Origin of the sequence: Desulfopila sp. IMCC35006 (assembly GCF_005116645.1) — a bacterium.
GTDB lineage: Bacteria > Desulfobacterota > Desulfobulbia > Desulfobulbales > Desulfocapsaceae > Desulforhopalus_A.
On record NZ_SWCM01000008.1, the window covers coordinates 162,353 to 178,093 of the forward strand.

At 50.5% G+C, this 15,741-nt stretch carries 13 protein-coding genes; 11 read left to right on the forward strand and 2 right to left on the reverse strand.

What is annotated here, in order from left to right; translation table 11 throughout:
• The first annotated feature begins 5 nt into the window (after positions 1-5).
• The 11 genes from murG to FCL47_RS14815 all read left to right on the forward strand — a co-directional run bounded on the left by murG (position 6) and on the right by FCL47_RS14815 (position 14,445).
• Complete coding sequence (gene murG, locus FCL47_RS14765) at positions 6-1,121, forward strand: undecaprenyldiphospho-muramoylpentapeptide beta-N-acetylglucosaminyltransferase (protein ID WP_136814283.1); 1,116 nt, start codon at positions 6-8, stop codon at positions 1,119-1,121.
• Positions 1,121-2,524, forward strand: a complete 1,404-nt coding sequence (gene murC, locus FCL47_RS14770; RefSeq protein WP_136814284.1) for a UDP-N-acetylmuramate--L-alanine ligase — start codon at positions 1,121-1,123, stop codon at positions 2,522-2,524. The genes murG and murC overlap by 1 nt, the downstream gene beginning before the upstream one ends.
• Entirely contained in the window at positions 2,521-3,444 is a 924-nt protein-coding gene (gene murB, locus FCL47_RS14775) for a UDP-N-acetylmuramate dehydrogenase (RefSeq protein ID WP_136814285.1), read from the forward strand. Before murC ends, murB begins: the two co-directional genes overlap by 4 nt.
• An 8-nt stretch (positions 3,445-3,452) precedes the next feature.
• Entirely contained in the window at positions 3,453-4,454 is a 1,002-nt protein-coding gene (locus FCL47_RS14780; RefSeq protein WP_167496503.1) for a cell division protein FtsQ/DivIB, read from the forward strand.
• A 210-nt stretch (positions 4,455-4,664) separates the two neighbouring features.
• On the forward strand, positions 4,665-5,951 hold the full coding sequence (gene ftsA, locus FCL47_RS14785; protein ID WP_136814287.1) for a cell division protein FtsA: 1,287 nt from the start codon (positions 4,665-4,667) through the stop codon (positions 5,949-5,951).
• A 115-nt stretch (positions 5,952-6,066) separates the two neighbouring features.
• The gene (gene ftsZ / locus FCL47_RS14790; protein ID WP_136814288.1) at positions 6,067-7,287 is read left to right on the forward strand and encodes a cell division protein FtsZ; all 1,221 of its coding nucleotides are present in this window, start codon (positions 6,067-6,069) and stop codon (positions 7,285-7,287) included.
• 97 nt (positions 7,288-7,384) lie between these two features.
• Positions 7,385-8,854, forward strand: a complete 1,470-nt coding sequence (locus FCL47_RS14795; protein ID WP_136814289.1) for a nitrogen regulation protein NR(II) — start codon at positions 7,385-7,387, stop codon at positions 8,852-8,854.
• Positions 8,855-8,859: 5 nt separating this feature from the next.
• Complete coding sequence (locus FCL47_RS14800; RefSeq protein ID WP_167496504.1) at positions 8,860-9,468, forward strand: ATP-binding cassette domain-containing protein; 609 nt, start codon at positions 8,860-8,862, stop codon at positions 9,466-9,468.
• Positions 9,469-9,541: 73 nt separating this feature from the next.
• Positions 9,542-10,345, forward strand: coding sequence for an iron export ABC transporter permease subunit FetB (gene fetB, locus FCL47_RS14805; protein WP_136814291.1), 804 nt, complete (start codon positions 9,542-9,544; stop codon positions 10,343-10,345).
• A 258-nt stretch (positions 10,346-10,603) separates the two neighbouring features.
• Positions 10,604-12,331 (forward strand): FAD-dependent oxidoreductase, encoded by a 1,728-nt coding sequence (locus FCL47_RS14810; protein WP_136814292.1) that lies wholly within the window; start codon positions 10,604-10,606, stop codon positions 12,329-12,331.
• 482 nt (positions 12,332-12,813) lie between these two features.
• The gene (locus FCL47_RS14815; RefSeq protein ID WP_136814293.1) at positions 12,814-14,445 is read left to right on the forward strand and encodes a response regulator; all 1,632 of its coding nucleotides are present in this window, start codon (positions 12,814-12,816) and stop codon (positions 14,443-14,445) included.
• Here FCL47_RS14815 and FCL47_RS14820 read toward each other — a convergent pair.
• Positions 14,411-15,223 carry a histidinol-phosphatase gene (locus tag FCL47_RS14820; protein ID WP_136814294.1) on the reverse strand — a complete coding sequence of 271 codons (813 nt, stop codon included), beginning with the start codon at positions 15,221-15,223 and terminating at the stop codon, positions 14,411-14,413. The two genes, FCL47_RS14815 and FCL47_RS14820, sit on opposite strands and share 35 nt — an antisense overlap.
• A gap of 36 nt (positions 15,224-15,259) precedes the next feature.
• Positions 15,260-15,454 (reverse strand): hypothetical protein, encoded by a 195-nt coding sequence (locus FCL47_RS14825; RefSeq protein ID WP_136814295.1) that lies wholly within the window; start codon positions 15,452-15,454, stop codon positions 15,260-15,262.
• Positions 15,455-15,741 lie beyond the last annotated feature (287 nt).

The window sequence follows — 15,741 nt, forward strand, 5'->3', positions numbered from 1 at the left end:
CGGGCATGGGAGCTAAGGAGAAGAACATACGGGTTTTATTGACCGGAGGAGGGACGGGGGGACATCTGTTTCCGGCGGTGGCAACTGCCCAGGAGTTTCAAAAACAGATGCCGGCGACCGAGGTTCTCTTTGTTGGTACCAGAAGAAAAATGGACTCCAGAAGTCTCGGGATGTACGGCTTTGCCAGTGAGAGTATCCGGAGCTATGGCCTTAAAGGCAAAAGCGTGCTGGAATTGTTGAAAGCTGTAGCAATATTGCCGGTATCATACCTTCAGGCACTTCGCATTATTCGTCGTTTTCAACCAGATATTGTGGTCGGTGTCGGTGGGTATGTAACCGGGCCAGTGGTCGCAGCTGCGAAAAGCCTCGGCCTTCCTGTCGTCCTTCATGAACAGAATTCTGTGCCGGGACTGGCCAACCGCAAGCTCGGTACATTGGCCGACAGAGTCTGTTTGTCGCTGCCCGGCAGCGGATCGGAATTTTCGGCTGATAAAATCGTTTACACCGGCAATCCGGTACGTACGAAAATACTTCAGCTGGCCGGAACATCTCTACCGCCCAAAAGTGGTCGGAAAACCCTGCTGATTCTGGGCGGAAGTCAGGGGGCACATGCAGTGAACCGTTTGGTATCCGAGGCAGTATGTGCTTTTACCGACGCGGAACTCCAGGGGATCAAAGTAATCCATCAAACCGGTGAAAAAGACCAGGAACAGGTGGAGGCCGCGTATCAGCAACGCGGGATGGACGCCTTGGTGGCGGGGTTTTTCATGAAAATGGACGAGGTTTACGCCGAGGCTGACCTGGTGGTTTCCAGAGCGGGGGCTACAACGCTTTCCGAGCTTGCCGTACTTGGAAAGCCGGCAATTCTTATTCCCTATCCCTCCGCCGCCGATAACCACCAGGAAAAAAATGGGCAATACTATGTGGACGGCGGCGGTGCAGTTCAGTACCGGCAGAAAGACCTGAATGCCGAGCAGCTCGGCATCGCCATTCTTGATTTGATGTACAATCGCGAAAAACTCTCGATGATGGGGGCGGCCATGAAGGCACTCGCCTTCCCCGATGCGGCTGAACGAATCGTTGCCTGCTGCCTGGAACAAATAGGAAAATACCGGAAATAATGAACAGAAAAACAAGACATATCCATTTTGTCGGTATAGGCGGAATTGGCATGAGCGGCATCGCCGAGCTGCTGCTTAATCTCGGCTACAAAGTGTCAGGGTCCGATCTGCATAACTCCATTATTACCGAAAACCTGGCGCGGCTCGGCGGCATCATCCACACCGGTCATAAGAGTGAATGGATGGAGGGGGCTGATGTGGTGGTAACTTCCTCGGCCATTTCTTCAACGAATCCTGAAGTCGTCCGGGCCAAAGAAACGAATGTGCCGGTCATCATGCGGGCGGAGATGCTGGCGGAATTGATGCGCTTAAAGAAAAACGGCATTGCCATCGCCGGCAGCCATGGCAAAACAACAACTACATCCATGGTCAGCTGGATGCTTGCCTCGGCAGGCCTTGACCCGACCATTGTTATCGGCGGCAAGGTTGATGCCCTCGGAGGAAACGCCAAATTGGGCCAAGGCGAATATCTGGTCGCTGAGGCCGACGAGAGTGATGGCTCGTTTCTGAAATTATCGCCTGTCCTGGAGGTCGTCACAAATATTGATCTTGAGCATCTCGATTATTACCGGGATCTCGATCATATTAAATCGACGTTTCTTCAGTTTATCGACAAAATCCCATTTTACGGGGCGGCAATTGTCTGTCTGGATGACGCCAATGTTGCAGACATCCTGCCCTCAATCCCCAAAAGGACGATAACCTATGGCTTGACCCCCCAGGCGGACATCCATGCTGATGAGATCGTATGGCAGGACGGCCGGGTGTTTTTCACCGTGAAGGATGCGACGGGGATACGCGGTCAGCTAAGTATCGCTCCGCCGGGCCTGCACAACGTGTATAACGCGCTGGCTGCGGTCTGTGTCGGCCTGGAGATTGAACTGCCGTTTGCCGAAATACAGAAAGGGCTGGAAACTTACGCCGGAGTGCAGCGCAGGATGCAGCAGAAAGGTGAAATTGACGGGATTACCATCGTCGACGATTACGGTCATCACCCAACCGAGATCCGGGCCACATTAGCCGCAATCACTCAAGCCTGGCCGCAAAAACGTCTCGTGGTCCTTTTTCAGCCCCATCGATACTCGCGAACAAAGGCACTCTTTAAAGAGTTTCAAACCTGCTTTCATAAAGCTGATATCCTTGTAATGTCGGATATTTATGCGGCAAGTGAGGAACCCATTGACGGCGTCACCGGCGAGAGTTTACTGGAGGCAACTAAAATTCATGGTCAACGACACACCAGGTATATAGGCGATATCAACACAATGGCGGAATTACTATTGCCGACGCTGCAACCTGGCGATCTGGTCCTGACGCTGGGTGCGGGGAATATAGTCAAGGTTGGTGAGGAACTCGTCGACTTGCTGCAAAGGAATACATCACGGCACAACCAGACAGAATGAATCAGGCGCAACGACAGAGGCTGACCGAACTCATTTCGCAGCCAATTGACTGGCAGGCTCGGCTGGATCGCTATACGTCCCTCGGCATTGGCGGACCCGCGGACGCCGTCGTCACGGTCGATCGGCACAATGAATTGCAGGCGCTGCTGGTCTTTCTGGCTGAGGAAAATATAGCGTGGCGGCTTATTGGCCGCGGCACGAATCTGCTGGTGCGCGATGAAGGTTTTGCCGGAGTCATTATTTTGTTGGGGGCTGCATTCAGGACTGTGCAAAGGCAGCCTGGCGAAAACAGCGATACGGTCCTGCTCCGAGCGGGTGCCGGCTATTCTTTAGGCCGACTTTCTTTACAGTGCATTGATTGGCAATTAACCGGCCTTGAATTCGCCTGCGGTATTCCGGGGAGCCTGGGCGGGGCGGTGATCATGAATGCCGGGGCATGGGGCAGCGATATGGCCTCGATGGTTCGCAGTATCAAGTTGATAACGGCGGAGGGGGATAAGAAATTATGCCGCCGGGAACTGGATTTTTCCTACCGCTGCTGCAACGGTTTAGCTGCGTATCAGCGAAAAGCGGTAGTTGCCGAGGTCGAACTGGAGTTAACAAAGGGAAATGGTTCGGCAATCCGTCAATATTGCAATGAACTGCAGAGTCGCCGGAAGCAGGCGCAATTCTGTCAATATCCCAATGCCGGCTCCTTTTTCAAGAATCCGCCAAATGACAGCGCCGGCCGGTTGATTGATGCCAGCAGGTTAAAAGGAACTGTTGTCGGCGGGGCGATGATTTCTGAACATCATGGCAATTTTTTCGTGAATAAGGGTGGGGCGACAGCCGAAGATGTGCTGAAGCTCATGCAGTTGGTGCAGACGAAAGTAAAAATCGACAGTGGCGTTGCCCTGGAACCTGAAGTCCATTTTATCTGACAATGACCATGTTTCTTTCGAAAGTAATAAATAATATCTCCTCGTTCTTTGTGAAAAAGAAAAAGAATGGGGCCGGCTATCTGAAAAGTGAACTTTCAGTGCAGAGCCTTCCCGGGCAGAGCGGTCATTACCCTGGGCGAAAGAGCCGTCTCGCTCGTCTGAGGCAGTTATTTTCTAGAAAAAAGAAGACAAGTTATAACAACTACAGCAGGCCGGTTAACAAACGAAGATTACTTGTTAAGGGGGCCGGGTTGACTGCGGCGGCGCTTGTGCTCCTGGTTGGCATTGTGGTTGGCGCCAAGCACTTACTGCCTGATAATTTTGAAAAATTGCCAATTTTTCAAGTTTCGGCAATTACCTATTCCGGGAACAAGACTCTGTCTAATGAAAATTTGCGGGAGGCTTCGGGCATTATCCTGCATCAATCGAGTCTGGTTGGCTTGAAGTGTGCGAATGTAGAGGCGCGCCTGGCTAAGGTTCCATGGATAGCGCAGGCAGAGGTGAAGAAGAATTGGCCGTCCACGGTAGAGATTTCCATCGTCGAAAACGTCCCCCAGGCCCTTCTCCACAGCGAGGGTCCGGATGGAAATCAACTGCAATATATTGATAAAAACGGGCATCCGTTCATGGCGGTCAAGCCGGGAGCGGAGATTGATTTTCCGGTTATCACCGGGCTTGCCGAGATCAACGACCCGGTGCTGCAGCAAAAATCTCTGGATGAAGTCCTTATTTTTCTGGAGAAAATCAACGGTAATAATCCGCAGCTGCCTGCCCAGTCTGTATCGGAAATTCATCTGAATCAGGATGGAGAAATGGTAGTATATTTAGTTGAATACCCTTTCCCTATTTTTTTTGGCAACAGTAATACCAGCAAGAAATATTATCGCCTGGTACAGGTTCTCAAAACATTGTATAAACAAAAAGGGAAGGGATCTATTTCGCAGATTGAATATATACAGATGGATTACTTAAATGACAAAGTGCTCGTTGCACAGACACAATCAAGTTAGTTTCCATCCCGAAACGAGTCATTTTCCTCTAAATCCATGGGTTCGATAAATTTAGCTGCAGGCATACAGTCGATATGCCGAGGATTAAATTTTGAGAACAACGACGGGTTAGGGAAAATGGTCGTTTCAGGATGGAAACAAGTTAGATAACCAGACATTAACTTAACAGGTATCAGGGAGAGCTTCGTACAGACTCTTTATAAAAATATAATGAATGACAATAATAAAAATGCGGTGACGACTGATATAGAAGTGACTCGATCTGATGAGAGCAAAGCGGATTACCAGGAAACAGGCGATCTGGTTGTCGGCCTCGATATCGGAACGACAAAAATATGCTGTGTCGTTGGAGAAGTCTTTGAAGACCGGATTGAAATAATCGGAGTGGGGACCGTCCCTTCTCTTGGTCTGAAAAAAGGTGTTGTGGTCAATATCGAGAGTACGGTCAATTCGATCCGTCAGGCGGTAAAACTTGCCGAGGAGTCCGCCGGCTGTGACTTGCGCTCAGTGTATGTCTATGTGGGTATTGCCGGCAACCATATCAAGGGCTTTAACAGCCCCGGCATAGTGGCGGTGAATAACCGGGAGATCAAGCAGGCGGACATCGATGAGGTGGTTGCCGCGGCAAAAACCGTTAAAATTTCTGAGAATCAGCGGATTATCCATGTTATGCCGCAGGAGTATATGGTCGATGATCATACCGGCATTCAGAACCCTGTCGGTATGACCGGAGTCCGTCTGGTAACCAATGTGCACATCGTTACCGCTGACATTGCCGCAGTGCATAATCTGGTGACCTGCTGCAACAAAGCCGGGCTGCAGGTGGCCGAACTGGTGCTCGAATCGATTGCCTCGGCAAACTCGGTATTAAGTAAAGACGAGATGGAGTTAGGCGTCGCACTCATAGACATTGGCGGGGGCACCACCGATCTGGCAATTTTCTGCGATGGCACCATCCGTCATACCTGTGAAATAGGTCTGGGGGGGCATAATCTTACCAATGACCTGTCCGTTGGTTTGCGCACACCTCTCCAGGACGCCGAACGATTGAAGGAAGATTATGGTGGAGCGATCGCCTCGTTTATTAAGCCCAATCTCGTGGTGGACGTGCCGACCGTCGGGGATAGGGAGCCACGTAAAGTCACCCAGAAAGTGCTGGTGGATATCCTTGAGGCGCGAATAATCGAGATTCTGGAGATGATGAACAGCGAATTGATCGCCTCGGGCAAAAAGAATAAGATTAACGGCGGTGTGGTTCTGACCGGTGGTACGGCTCTGCTGTCAAACATTGTCGAGCTGGCGGAACAGATTTTCGATTTGCCGGTGCGGATAGGCTATCCTACCGGCATCACCGGCAGGGTTGAAGAACTGCACAGTCCGCGTTGCACAACGGCGGTAGGCCTGGTACTTTTTGGCCGGAATGCGCGCAATGAAATGGCGCGACAGGAGCCTACCGTTTTGAGCAGGGTAAAAGACTGGTTTAAAAAAATCATGTGATTGCAATGTTTTTTGTTTAAGAGAGAAGTCCGTAATGCTATAGTATTACATTGATAATATTCGTAGTTTATCTGTGTATACGGTGGAAGCTTAAGATATAGATCAGGGGGTAAACATGCCGTTCAGGATGGCAGAATCAGAGGGTGTTGCAGTTGTGAAGGTTATTGGTGTCGGTGGGGGTGGCGGTAATGCCATCAACACTATGGTTACCAATAGACTCCAGGGTGTCGAATTTATTGTTGCTAATACTGATAAACAGGCACTGAATCAGTCAAAAGCCGATGTCTGTCTGCAGATAGGTCCGAGCATAACGAAAGGTCTCGGCGCCGGTGCGGATCCGGAAACCGGCAACATGGCTGCCATGGAATCTCTTGAGGAACTGAAAGAGGTTTTACGGGGCAGCGATATGGTCTTCGTTACTGCCGGACTTGGTGGAGGAACCGGGACCGGTGCGGCGCCTATCGTTGCCAAGGCGAGTAAGGAACTGGGTGCCCTGACGGTTGCCGTGGTGACTAAACCATTTAGCTTTGAGGGCAAATACCGTGCCCGCAACGCTGAGGCCGGATGGATAGAACTGCAGAAATATGCCGATACCATCATCACCGTTCCGAATGACCGGCTGCTGTCTATTATGCAGAAAAACAGCAAGCTGTCCGACATGTTGTCAATGGCGGATAATGTTTTGCTGCAGGCGGTGAAAGGTATTACCGACCTGATCAATGTCCCCGGCCTGATTAATGCCGATTTTGCCGATCTGCGAACCGTCATGAAAGAAGTTGGTCCTGCGGTCATGGGATCCGGCTCGGCGGTAGGGGAGAACAGGGCTACCGAGGCCGCCAGGAAGGCGATTGACAATCAGCTGCTGGAAGATTTCGGTATCGATGGTGCACGTGGTCTGCTTATCAATATCTCGGCTTCGGAAGAATCTTTCACGATGGCCGAATTCATGGAAGCTTCCGCTTTGATCCAGGAGAAGGTAGATGATGACGCCAAGGTCGTCATTGGTGCGTTGTATGACGATGCCCTCGGCGACGAACTGCATGTGACGGTCATTGCCACCGGTGTAGGCGGGATGATCGACAAGAAGGAGACCATAAATCCGGTTGAAGATCACATGCGCAGGCCGGCCAAGGCAAAAGAGCCGGAAAAACCCACCACCGGAGCGCCGGCAGCGCCAAACAGGCAACCAAGAGTAACGCGGTTACCCGGATCGAACTTTGATTCGCTGGACAATCTTGGCTCGTCAAAGGCCCCGGAGGGAAAAGCCACCAATTCCCTCAGCTGGAATGACGATTATCTTGAAACGCCGACATATCTTCGGAAAAAAGCTAACTGAAAAGCTCATTTGAGGTTCTCGCAGTGTAATCAGGATGATCGGTAAAGATGTATGCCATCGAAAACCGGATCATTATCTCCCCAGGAGAAAAGGTAAGATGATTAATGGGGAAGAGGAGTCTGATCCGGTCCTTGATTCGATCAGAAAAGAAAAGGTGGAAGCCGGACTTGAATCGTTCAAGCTGGTTAAATATTTTTCTTTCTCCAGTCTGGCCGTCATCCTGGTATTTACCCTGCTCCTTTCCTGGATTATCTCCAACAACGCCCGAAAAATTATGCTGGAGCAAAATGAGGAGTATTCTCTTTTGCTGGCAGAAAATATAAACCAGCAGGTTTTTCGGCGTTTTGTTCTCCCCGCAGTTATCCGTTTTGGCGGAATCGCTCTTCGTAAACCGGAGCAATATGAATTGCTTGACAGCATTATTAAAGGTGTCACGCAGGGATTGAAGATTGATTCGGTTACCATTTACGATTCAAGTATGAATATTATCTCCTATTCGACCAATCCGGAGCTCATTGGTAAAAAGGATATGGGCAAAGGAGAATATTCCAAAGCGCTGGTCGGCATTCCCAACTCCAAACTCACCTATAGCGGGTCGGTGCTCAGTCTGATGCACATCACCCCCCAGGTCGAGTGTGTTCTGAAAACCTTCATTCCTTTTCGCCAGGTGCGTCGCGACGGAGAAGAAGGTGATCTTATCATGGGCGTTATCGAGATCGAAAAAGATCTGTCCCGGAATTATACGAATATCCTTGGTTTTCAAGGGTGGATTATTGTGGTTTCCAGTGTGGTCATGACCATCCTGTTCCTGGTGCTGCGATCCATTGTCTCCCGAGCCGGCACCATAATTGAGAACAGGGCCGTCGAGCGTCTCCGGCTGGAAGAAAAGCTGAATCAGGCTGAACGGCTGGCGCATCTCGGGAAAATGGTTGCGACGGTCAGTCATGAAATAAAAAGTCCACTGGGCATCGTGCGCAGTACGGCAGAAATACTTGAAAAACGGATCAAAAAAGTAGCCCCTGGCAATGAACACCTGGCCAAAATCATCGTTGACGAGACAATGCGTCTCAACAACATCGTCGTTGAATTTCTCGACTTCGCCCGCCCGCAAAAAGCACACTTCCAACCGTCCAGCGTCAATGAAGTGGTGAGGAAAGTGCTGGATTTCCTGTCACACGAGCTGAAACGTCAGCATATTGAGCTGATTGCCGATCTCGCTCCCGATGTGCCGGAAAACAAACTCGACCCGGATCTCTTCTACCGTGCTGTCTTGAATATTTTGATGAACAGCTTGCAGGCAATGACGGAAAACGGCCAGCTTCAGGTCAGTACCTGCCGGTCCGAATCGGGAGGTACGGAATTGACCATCCGTGACACGGGAAGCGGTATGTCGGAAGACAAGATAGAGCAGATATTTACTCCTTTTTATACCGATAAAAATAAGGGCACCGGCTTGGGACTGGCCATAACCAAGTCTATTATTGACAGCCACGACGGGCAGATCACCGTGCACAGTGAGGAAGGAAAAGGGGCCAGTTTCACCATCACCCTGCCTCCGGTAGCATGAATGACATGCACCTGTGTGTCGTCAATATTACCTTTCTTGGCAAAGGTCCCTATACGTTTTCGGTGGGAAAGGGCGAGTGTGTAGGGCTGACCGGCAAATCTGGAATTGGCAAAACGCAGCTCTTCAGGGCAATAACCGATCTTATTCCCGCGGAAGGTGAAATCCTGCTCGACGGTAGAGCTTCAGCGAGTTTTTCGCCTACGCAATGGCGATCAAAAGTTACCATGGTGCCGGCCGATTCGTCTTGGTGGTATGACCGGGCAGGCGATCATTTTCCGGTAAAGCACAAGACGTCTTTGCTTCGGGAGAGCTGCATGCTTCTGGGACTGGAGCCTGAGGTGCTCGATTGGCAGGTAAGCCGTCTGTCCACAGGGGAGCGTCAGCGACTGGCCCTGCTGCGGGCCCTGCAGAACAATCCGACTGTTCTGTTGCTCGATGAACCCAGCTCAGGCCTCGATGCCTATCATACCGGACTCATGGAAAAATATATCGGTAACTATCTGCGGCAGAATAACCCGGCAGTTGTGTGGGTCAGCCATGATCCGGAACAATTGAAGCGGGTCGCGAGCCGGGAATTTCGTATGGAGCAGCACCGACTCTATCAAATCAAATGATTCATGCCAAGGCCTGGCAGAAGGTTTGCCGGCAGCATGAACCTCTTTATACCGTGGAGTTCCAGGTGTTAATATGGATGTTATCGCATTAACTGGGGTCGATCTGGGCTTGGCTGCATCCCTTCTGTTGTTGCTTTCCGTGCTGAGTGTCATGCTGAGCCTGGGGCTGGAACGGAAAATCATCTTTTTTGGCTGCCGGATGACGGCTCAACTCCTGCTCATCGGACTGGTGCTGCGCTTTTTGTTTGCCAGCGGCAGTCTGCTGCTGGTTTTGTTGATGTCAACCATCATGCTCCTTGCTGCTGGTCGGGAAGTCCAGGCCCGGCAAAAGCGCAAAATAATAGGTCTCTCCGGGTATCTGATCAGTGTCTGTGCCATGTTTGTCTCCTCCTTTTCGGTTACCGTGCTGGCGCTGGTGGTGATTATTCAGGTTAAGCCATGGTACACGCCGCAATATGCCATTCCGTTGCTTGGCATGCTGCTTGGCAATACCATGACCGGCATTGCTCTGGCCCTGGACAGAATGACAGACCAGTTGCACGGGCGGCGGGGAGAAGTGGAGCAACGTCTGTTGCTCGGGCAATCATGGCAGGAAGCGAGCAGCGACATTCGGCGTGATTGTATGCGGACGGGGATGATGCCGATCATTAATTCCATGGCGGCAGCCGGCCTGGTCAGTTTGCCGGGGATGATGACCGGACAGATCCTGGGCGGAACACCACCGGTTGAGGCGGTAAAATATCAGATTCTTATTATGTTTTTGATAGCTGCGGGGACAGGTTTTGGCGTTGTCAGTGCAATCTGGATGTCCGGATTGCACCTGTTTGACGCGCGGCACCGCCTCCGTCTGGAAATCCTTAAATCTGATAAGGTATGAAGAACTTTCGAATTCCCCTTGAGTTTTCAGGTCAATTAATGTTCATATGTCTATAATCTTGTGGTGACGCAGGGGAGGATGCAATGGTTCGGGATCAGTACTGTAACAGAGTCCGGTAATCGGCGAGAAAGCCGGGGTTCTGTGCAATGCCCCTTGCTGTGTGGAGACCATTCTCTCGGACAGAGTATTTTCTGGCAAAAAACAAGAAAATACTTTGAAATATACAAAATATTTTCAGGTTAAAAAGTGGAGTACAAGATGGGAAAAAAAATAGTGATTGTCGGAGGTGTTGCGGCAGGTCCCAAGGCGGCGTGTCGGTTAAAGCGACTTATGCCGGACGCCGAAGTAACCGTTATCGATCAGGATAATCTTATTTCTTATGGTGGATGCGGTATACCCTATTATGTCTCAGGCGATGTCTCTGATGAGAAGGAGTTGCGCTCAACGAGTTTTCATATGGTCCGGGATGAGTATTTTTTCGAGAAGGCCAAGGGCGTCAAAACATTGACATCTACCCGCGCGCTGGCAATTGATCGACAGAAAAAGACCGTACAGCTCGAAGATCTGAAAACCGGCACAAGGTCGGAAATAGCCTATGATACCTTGATGCTCGCAACGGGCAGTAAGCCGGTAATGCCGCCGATCCCCGGCAACGATGCCGCAGGCGTGTTTACCGTGACCGATCTGCATAAGGCTATAGCTATAAAGGATATGATCGCCAAAGGCAAGGTCGGCAAGGCGGTGGTCATCGGTGGCGGAGCCATTGGTATTGAAATGGCCGAGGCACTGACTGATCTGTGGGGCATAGAAACGTCACTCGTCGAATTTATGGACCAGCTGTTGCCAAGAATCATCGACTGGCCGATGGCCGCCATTTTAACGAAACATCTTCGCGATCACAATGTTGCGGTGTATCTGAAGGAAGCCGCCGAAGAGATTGTCGTCAAGGACGGCAAAGTCGCGGCTGTCCGAACGGGAAAACGAACACTCGATGCCGATATGGTTCTTATGGCAGTCGGGGTACGGCCCAACACCCAACTGGCCAAAGACGCCGGACTCCTCGTGGCGGCCTCCGGCGGCATCGTTGTCAATGAACGGATGCAGACGTCTGATCCTGATATCTATGCAGCGGGCGACTGTGTCGACATTATTAACCTGGTGTCCGGCAAGCGTTTTGTCGCCCCCTTTGGCAGTATGGCCAACAGGGAAGGCCGGGTCGCCGCCGATAATATTGCCGGGATACCGTCGGTCTTCAGAGGTGGTGTTGGAAGCTTTATCGTTAAGGCCTTCGAGCTTTCACTGGGGGCAGTCGGATTAAGTCTTGACCGGGCCAGGGCTGAAGGCTTTGATGCCGATTGTTCCCTTTCAGCCCCCTCGGACCGGGCCCATTTCTTCCCGGGGCAGAGTATTCTCTGTCTGGAACTGGTGTTTGATAAACGCACCAGAAAGGTTCTCGGGCTGCAGGGGACCGGAGCCGTCAACGATGCTCTCTCTGCCCGTATCGATGCAGCAGCGGTGGCACTTGCTGCCGGTGCCACAATTGATGATTTTGCCAACATTGAAATGGCGTATTCACCGCCTTTTTCTCCGGCCATCGATCCGATCAATGCCGCGGCCTATATTGCCGATAACCTTTGCGATAAACGCATGGCGCAAATTTCCATGGAAGATTTTTATCAGTGGATGGCCGATCCCTCAAGTCATCCGGACTGGCAGGTGCTTGATGTGCGCTATGCCAAAGAGGCTGTCCCGTTCATTGAACGCTTTGGCACCTCTCTGTGGACTTCTTTGCCATATGATCAGGTGCGCGATCGCTATCGGGAATTGCCATCGGATAAAAAGTTTCTGGTCTTTTGCAACGCCGGTTCCAGATCGTTTGAAATTCAATTGTTTCTTGCTTCGGTTGGTTTTAAGGATTGTCGCGTTGTTCCAGGCGGCTTCAATATCGTCAGACGGATGGGGGCCGATTGGCTGCCGGTGAGCTGATAGCACCTGCTATTTCGAGCAGGGCAGCTCACTGTGAGGAGTTGCCCTGCTTATGAAAATCTGCCACTCTGTTTTCGCCTCCCTCATGAGTAATAAAAAAACGGGAAGTTCTTGTTACCCGCAATGGCACGAAGATATCAGCAGGGCATACAATATTCCGATGATTTTAAGAGAGTACCGATGGATTAGTTGTGCCCCTGCGTTAGACAAAAAGTGCGATGCTGTGGTATGATGCTGACTTTGAGGAATGTGATTACCACTAGAGTTCAGCTTAGAAGGTCCAGAGGGATATGAGGAGCCCTTTTCACGGGACGCCATAAACCCATCCCTGGGGGCTTGACCGCAGCCATCCAGGCTGCGGAACACCCGTGCAAAGGGCACCTCATATCCCCATGTAGCTGAAGTTTAGTGGTAAGCACATTGAGGAAAGAGGCTTTTTGTTTAAACAAAATTTGATAAGAGCAGGGGCATACTGAAGCAATATGGCTGAACTGAATCCGCAACACATGATCGAAGAACTGCAGGACAATATCAAGACCGGAGACGCGCTCAAGGCGCAGCTTGTTTTGGCACATTTGGGAGCGGTGGAGCCGAAGACCCGTAACCGTCTGGTGTATTTATTGTCGAAAGCGGATGCAGACTTTTCCGTGCCGCTTTTTATCTATCTTCTGACAGACCAGATGGCGGTTGCCGACGAGATGCCGGTCATCCGCGAGACGCTGCTGTCCACTCTCCTGGCATATCCGGAAAAATTAATCGGATTTCTCGAATCTTCGAAAATAGTCGACAAAACCGAATTGATTAAAATTGTCGGTGAAGTCCGTTTTGTTGCGGCGACGCCGGTATTGCTCGACCTCATTGCGAAATCTGAAAGTGAGGTTGAAATTATGTTGATCATCGAGACCCTCGGGCTTATCGGTGATCCCCTGGCTATAAATACGCTGACCGACTACCTTTATGCCGCCAATAGGGAGCTGATAGTCGCTGCCGTGCAGGCGCTGGGGCAGGTGGGGACGCCTACGGCAATGCACCGGCTGGCCGAACGAATGGGAACTGATAATGAGATTGACTATCTGATACTGTCAATTTTTTCCGAGGTGCAGGATATCGTCTCGTTGGAAAAGCTGAATGATACAATCCGGTCGCATTATGCGCACATGCGTACCTTTGCCAAATCAGAGCTTGTCAGGATCGGCCCCAAGGCCGTTCCCGTACTGATTGAGAACCTGCTCCATGATGATCCGGATTTCCTGATTCATACCTTGAATGTCCTGGGCGATATCGGCGACGAGTCGGCGGTGCAGCCTATCCGCAAATTGCTGACCAATGAACCGAGAAGTGCGAATGTCCGATTTGCGGCCTATGAAGCGCTGGCTCTCCTTCCTCTGAAAAAGGGGGCGTACACCCTGACAGCCGGGTTGACCGATCGTGAAGACCACGTGTGTATTGCCGCAGCCAGGGCGATTGATAAAAATTTTTCAAAGATTCTTGGCGCCGGGATAAAAAACCTGCTGCGCGGACCGGAAGAGGAGGCGCGACATATTGCCAAAATCATTGTCAATGCCCAGGTTGAACAGATCTTTGGCTACCTGGCTGATGATGATCTGTTTGAGAAACTGGCTCTTGTCTATCTTCCCCATACCCATATAGACATCCGCAATAATTATATCAGACTGTTGCAACAGGCTGGAAAGAATGATTTTGCGCGGAAAATTGTTGGCGAGGAAGAGACTGCGCAGCGGCCCAAAGTGGTGGCCGTAGACGATTCGAGGATGATTCTCAATATTTATAAAGCAACACTTCATGAACTCGGCTACGATCCGGTGCTTTTCGAATTTCCGGCGTCGGCCCTGGCATGGCTGCAGACGGAGAAACCTCTCATGGTTCTCACCGATCTGAATATGCCGAATATGACCGGGATCCAGCTCACTGAAAGTATCCGCAAAAAATATTCGGCAAGGTTACTGCCGGTAATTATGGTGACAACCCAGAATGAGAGCCAGGACAATGAAGCGGCGCATATGGCCGGAATCAACGATATCCTTCACAAACCGTTTAATGCCAAAAGCCTTGGTGCGGCTATAGACCGAACTTTGCAGAAAGTGTCCTCTTGACGGCGGTAAAGTGTCTGCCCACTTGTTCTGGCTTATGGGCATCCGAGCCGAAGATAAAGGGGATATTGTGATCAACAGCTTTGGCGAGGATGCGTCGATCGGGAAACTGCTCCCCACGGATATCAATCCCGGATGTGTTTATTTCGATTGCCAGATTATTGTCTTTAACGGCTTGCAGTAATACATCAATAAGCCCATGGTGCATCTCGCTCAGGCTTATTTCAGGTAAATAGCGCAGTGCTCCGTCCAGATGGCAGAGCATGGTGCCGGGCAGATAATTGACCGCCTCGATGAGTGTGGTGAAGTACCGATGGAGGATATCTTCGGTGCCGCTATGCCGGGCGAGCTGAGTATTCTCTTCTTTGCGGCTGAACATATTCAGGTGCTGTGCCATTCCTTCGATCTTGAGGAAATGACAGGAGATGCCAACCTGATCCCAGCATCTTCTGGCGAGTCTTGATTTGAGCACCGCCCGGTAATCGGGGTTGTACCCACATTCCACTCCCAGGCCAATCTCGATTGCATCCGCATACACAGAGCGCAACCGTTCTCCTTCGGCAAAATAGGCATCAAAATCCTCTTCAGAGAGCCAGGTTTTACCATGAAGAGAATGAATACCTTCCTCCATATGCTCCAGGAAGATGATTTTTTTTAATTTCTTTCTAAGGGCGGCCTGCACATACTCTTCCATCTCACCGACTGCATGGCCGCAGAGGCGAGTATGAATATGCGAGTCTACAAGAGGATCGGCCAAAAAAGCAGAGCTGTTTTTGTCCATTTCATGTGTGCAGGTCGGATGAAAAAGAGAGAAGAATCAGGCGTTTCCTTTAGGGAAAAAATGCAGCACACCGTCGATATCGGAGGTGTCGCAGACATGGCCGAGTTCGAGTTCAAGATCAAGATATTCTTCGATGCCTTCAATTTTCAGGGAAAGGGCCGGACCATCAGGGAGATGATAAACAACTGTACTGACGCCGGTTAAATCAATTGGACGACTAAATATTTTCATTCTGTAAAAACCTTGTGCTGCCGGTTGCCCGGCATGCTAAAAAATAAATAAAATGTGTAAGCAACAAGACATATACGATCTATTAAGAAAAACTGCAAGAGTTAACCGGAATAAAAGGGATCATTGCTGGTCCTGTTGTCAGTCGAACCTGGAGATTTCTTCATAGTCCACGATTAAGAGAAGGCGGGACGCTGAAATTGGTTTACACAACAGGTGGAGGCGTTTATGGTATAAGGTTGTCTGCGAGAAACGTAATCATGCAGAAAGGGTTCCAACATAAATTTATT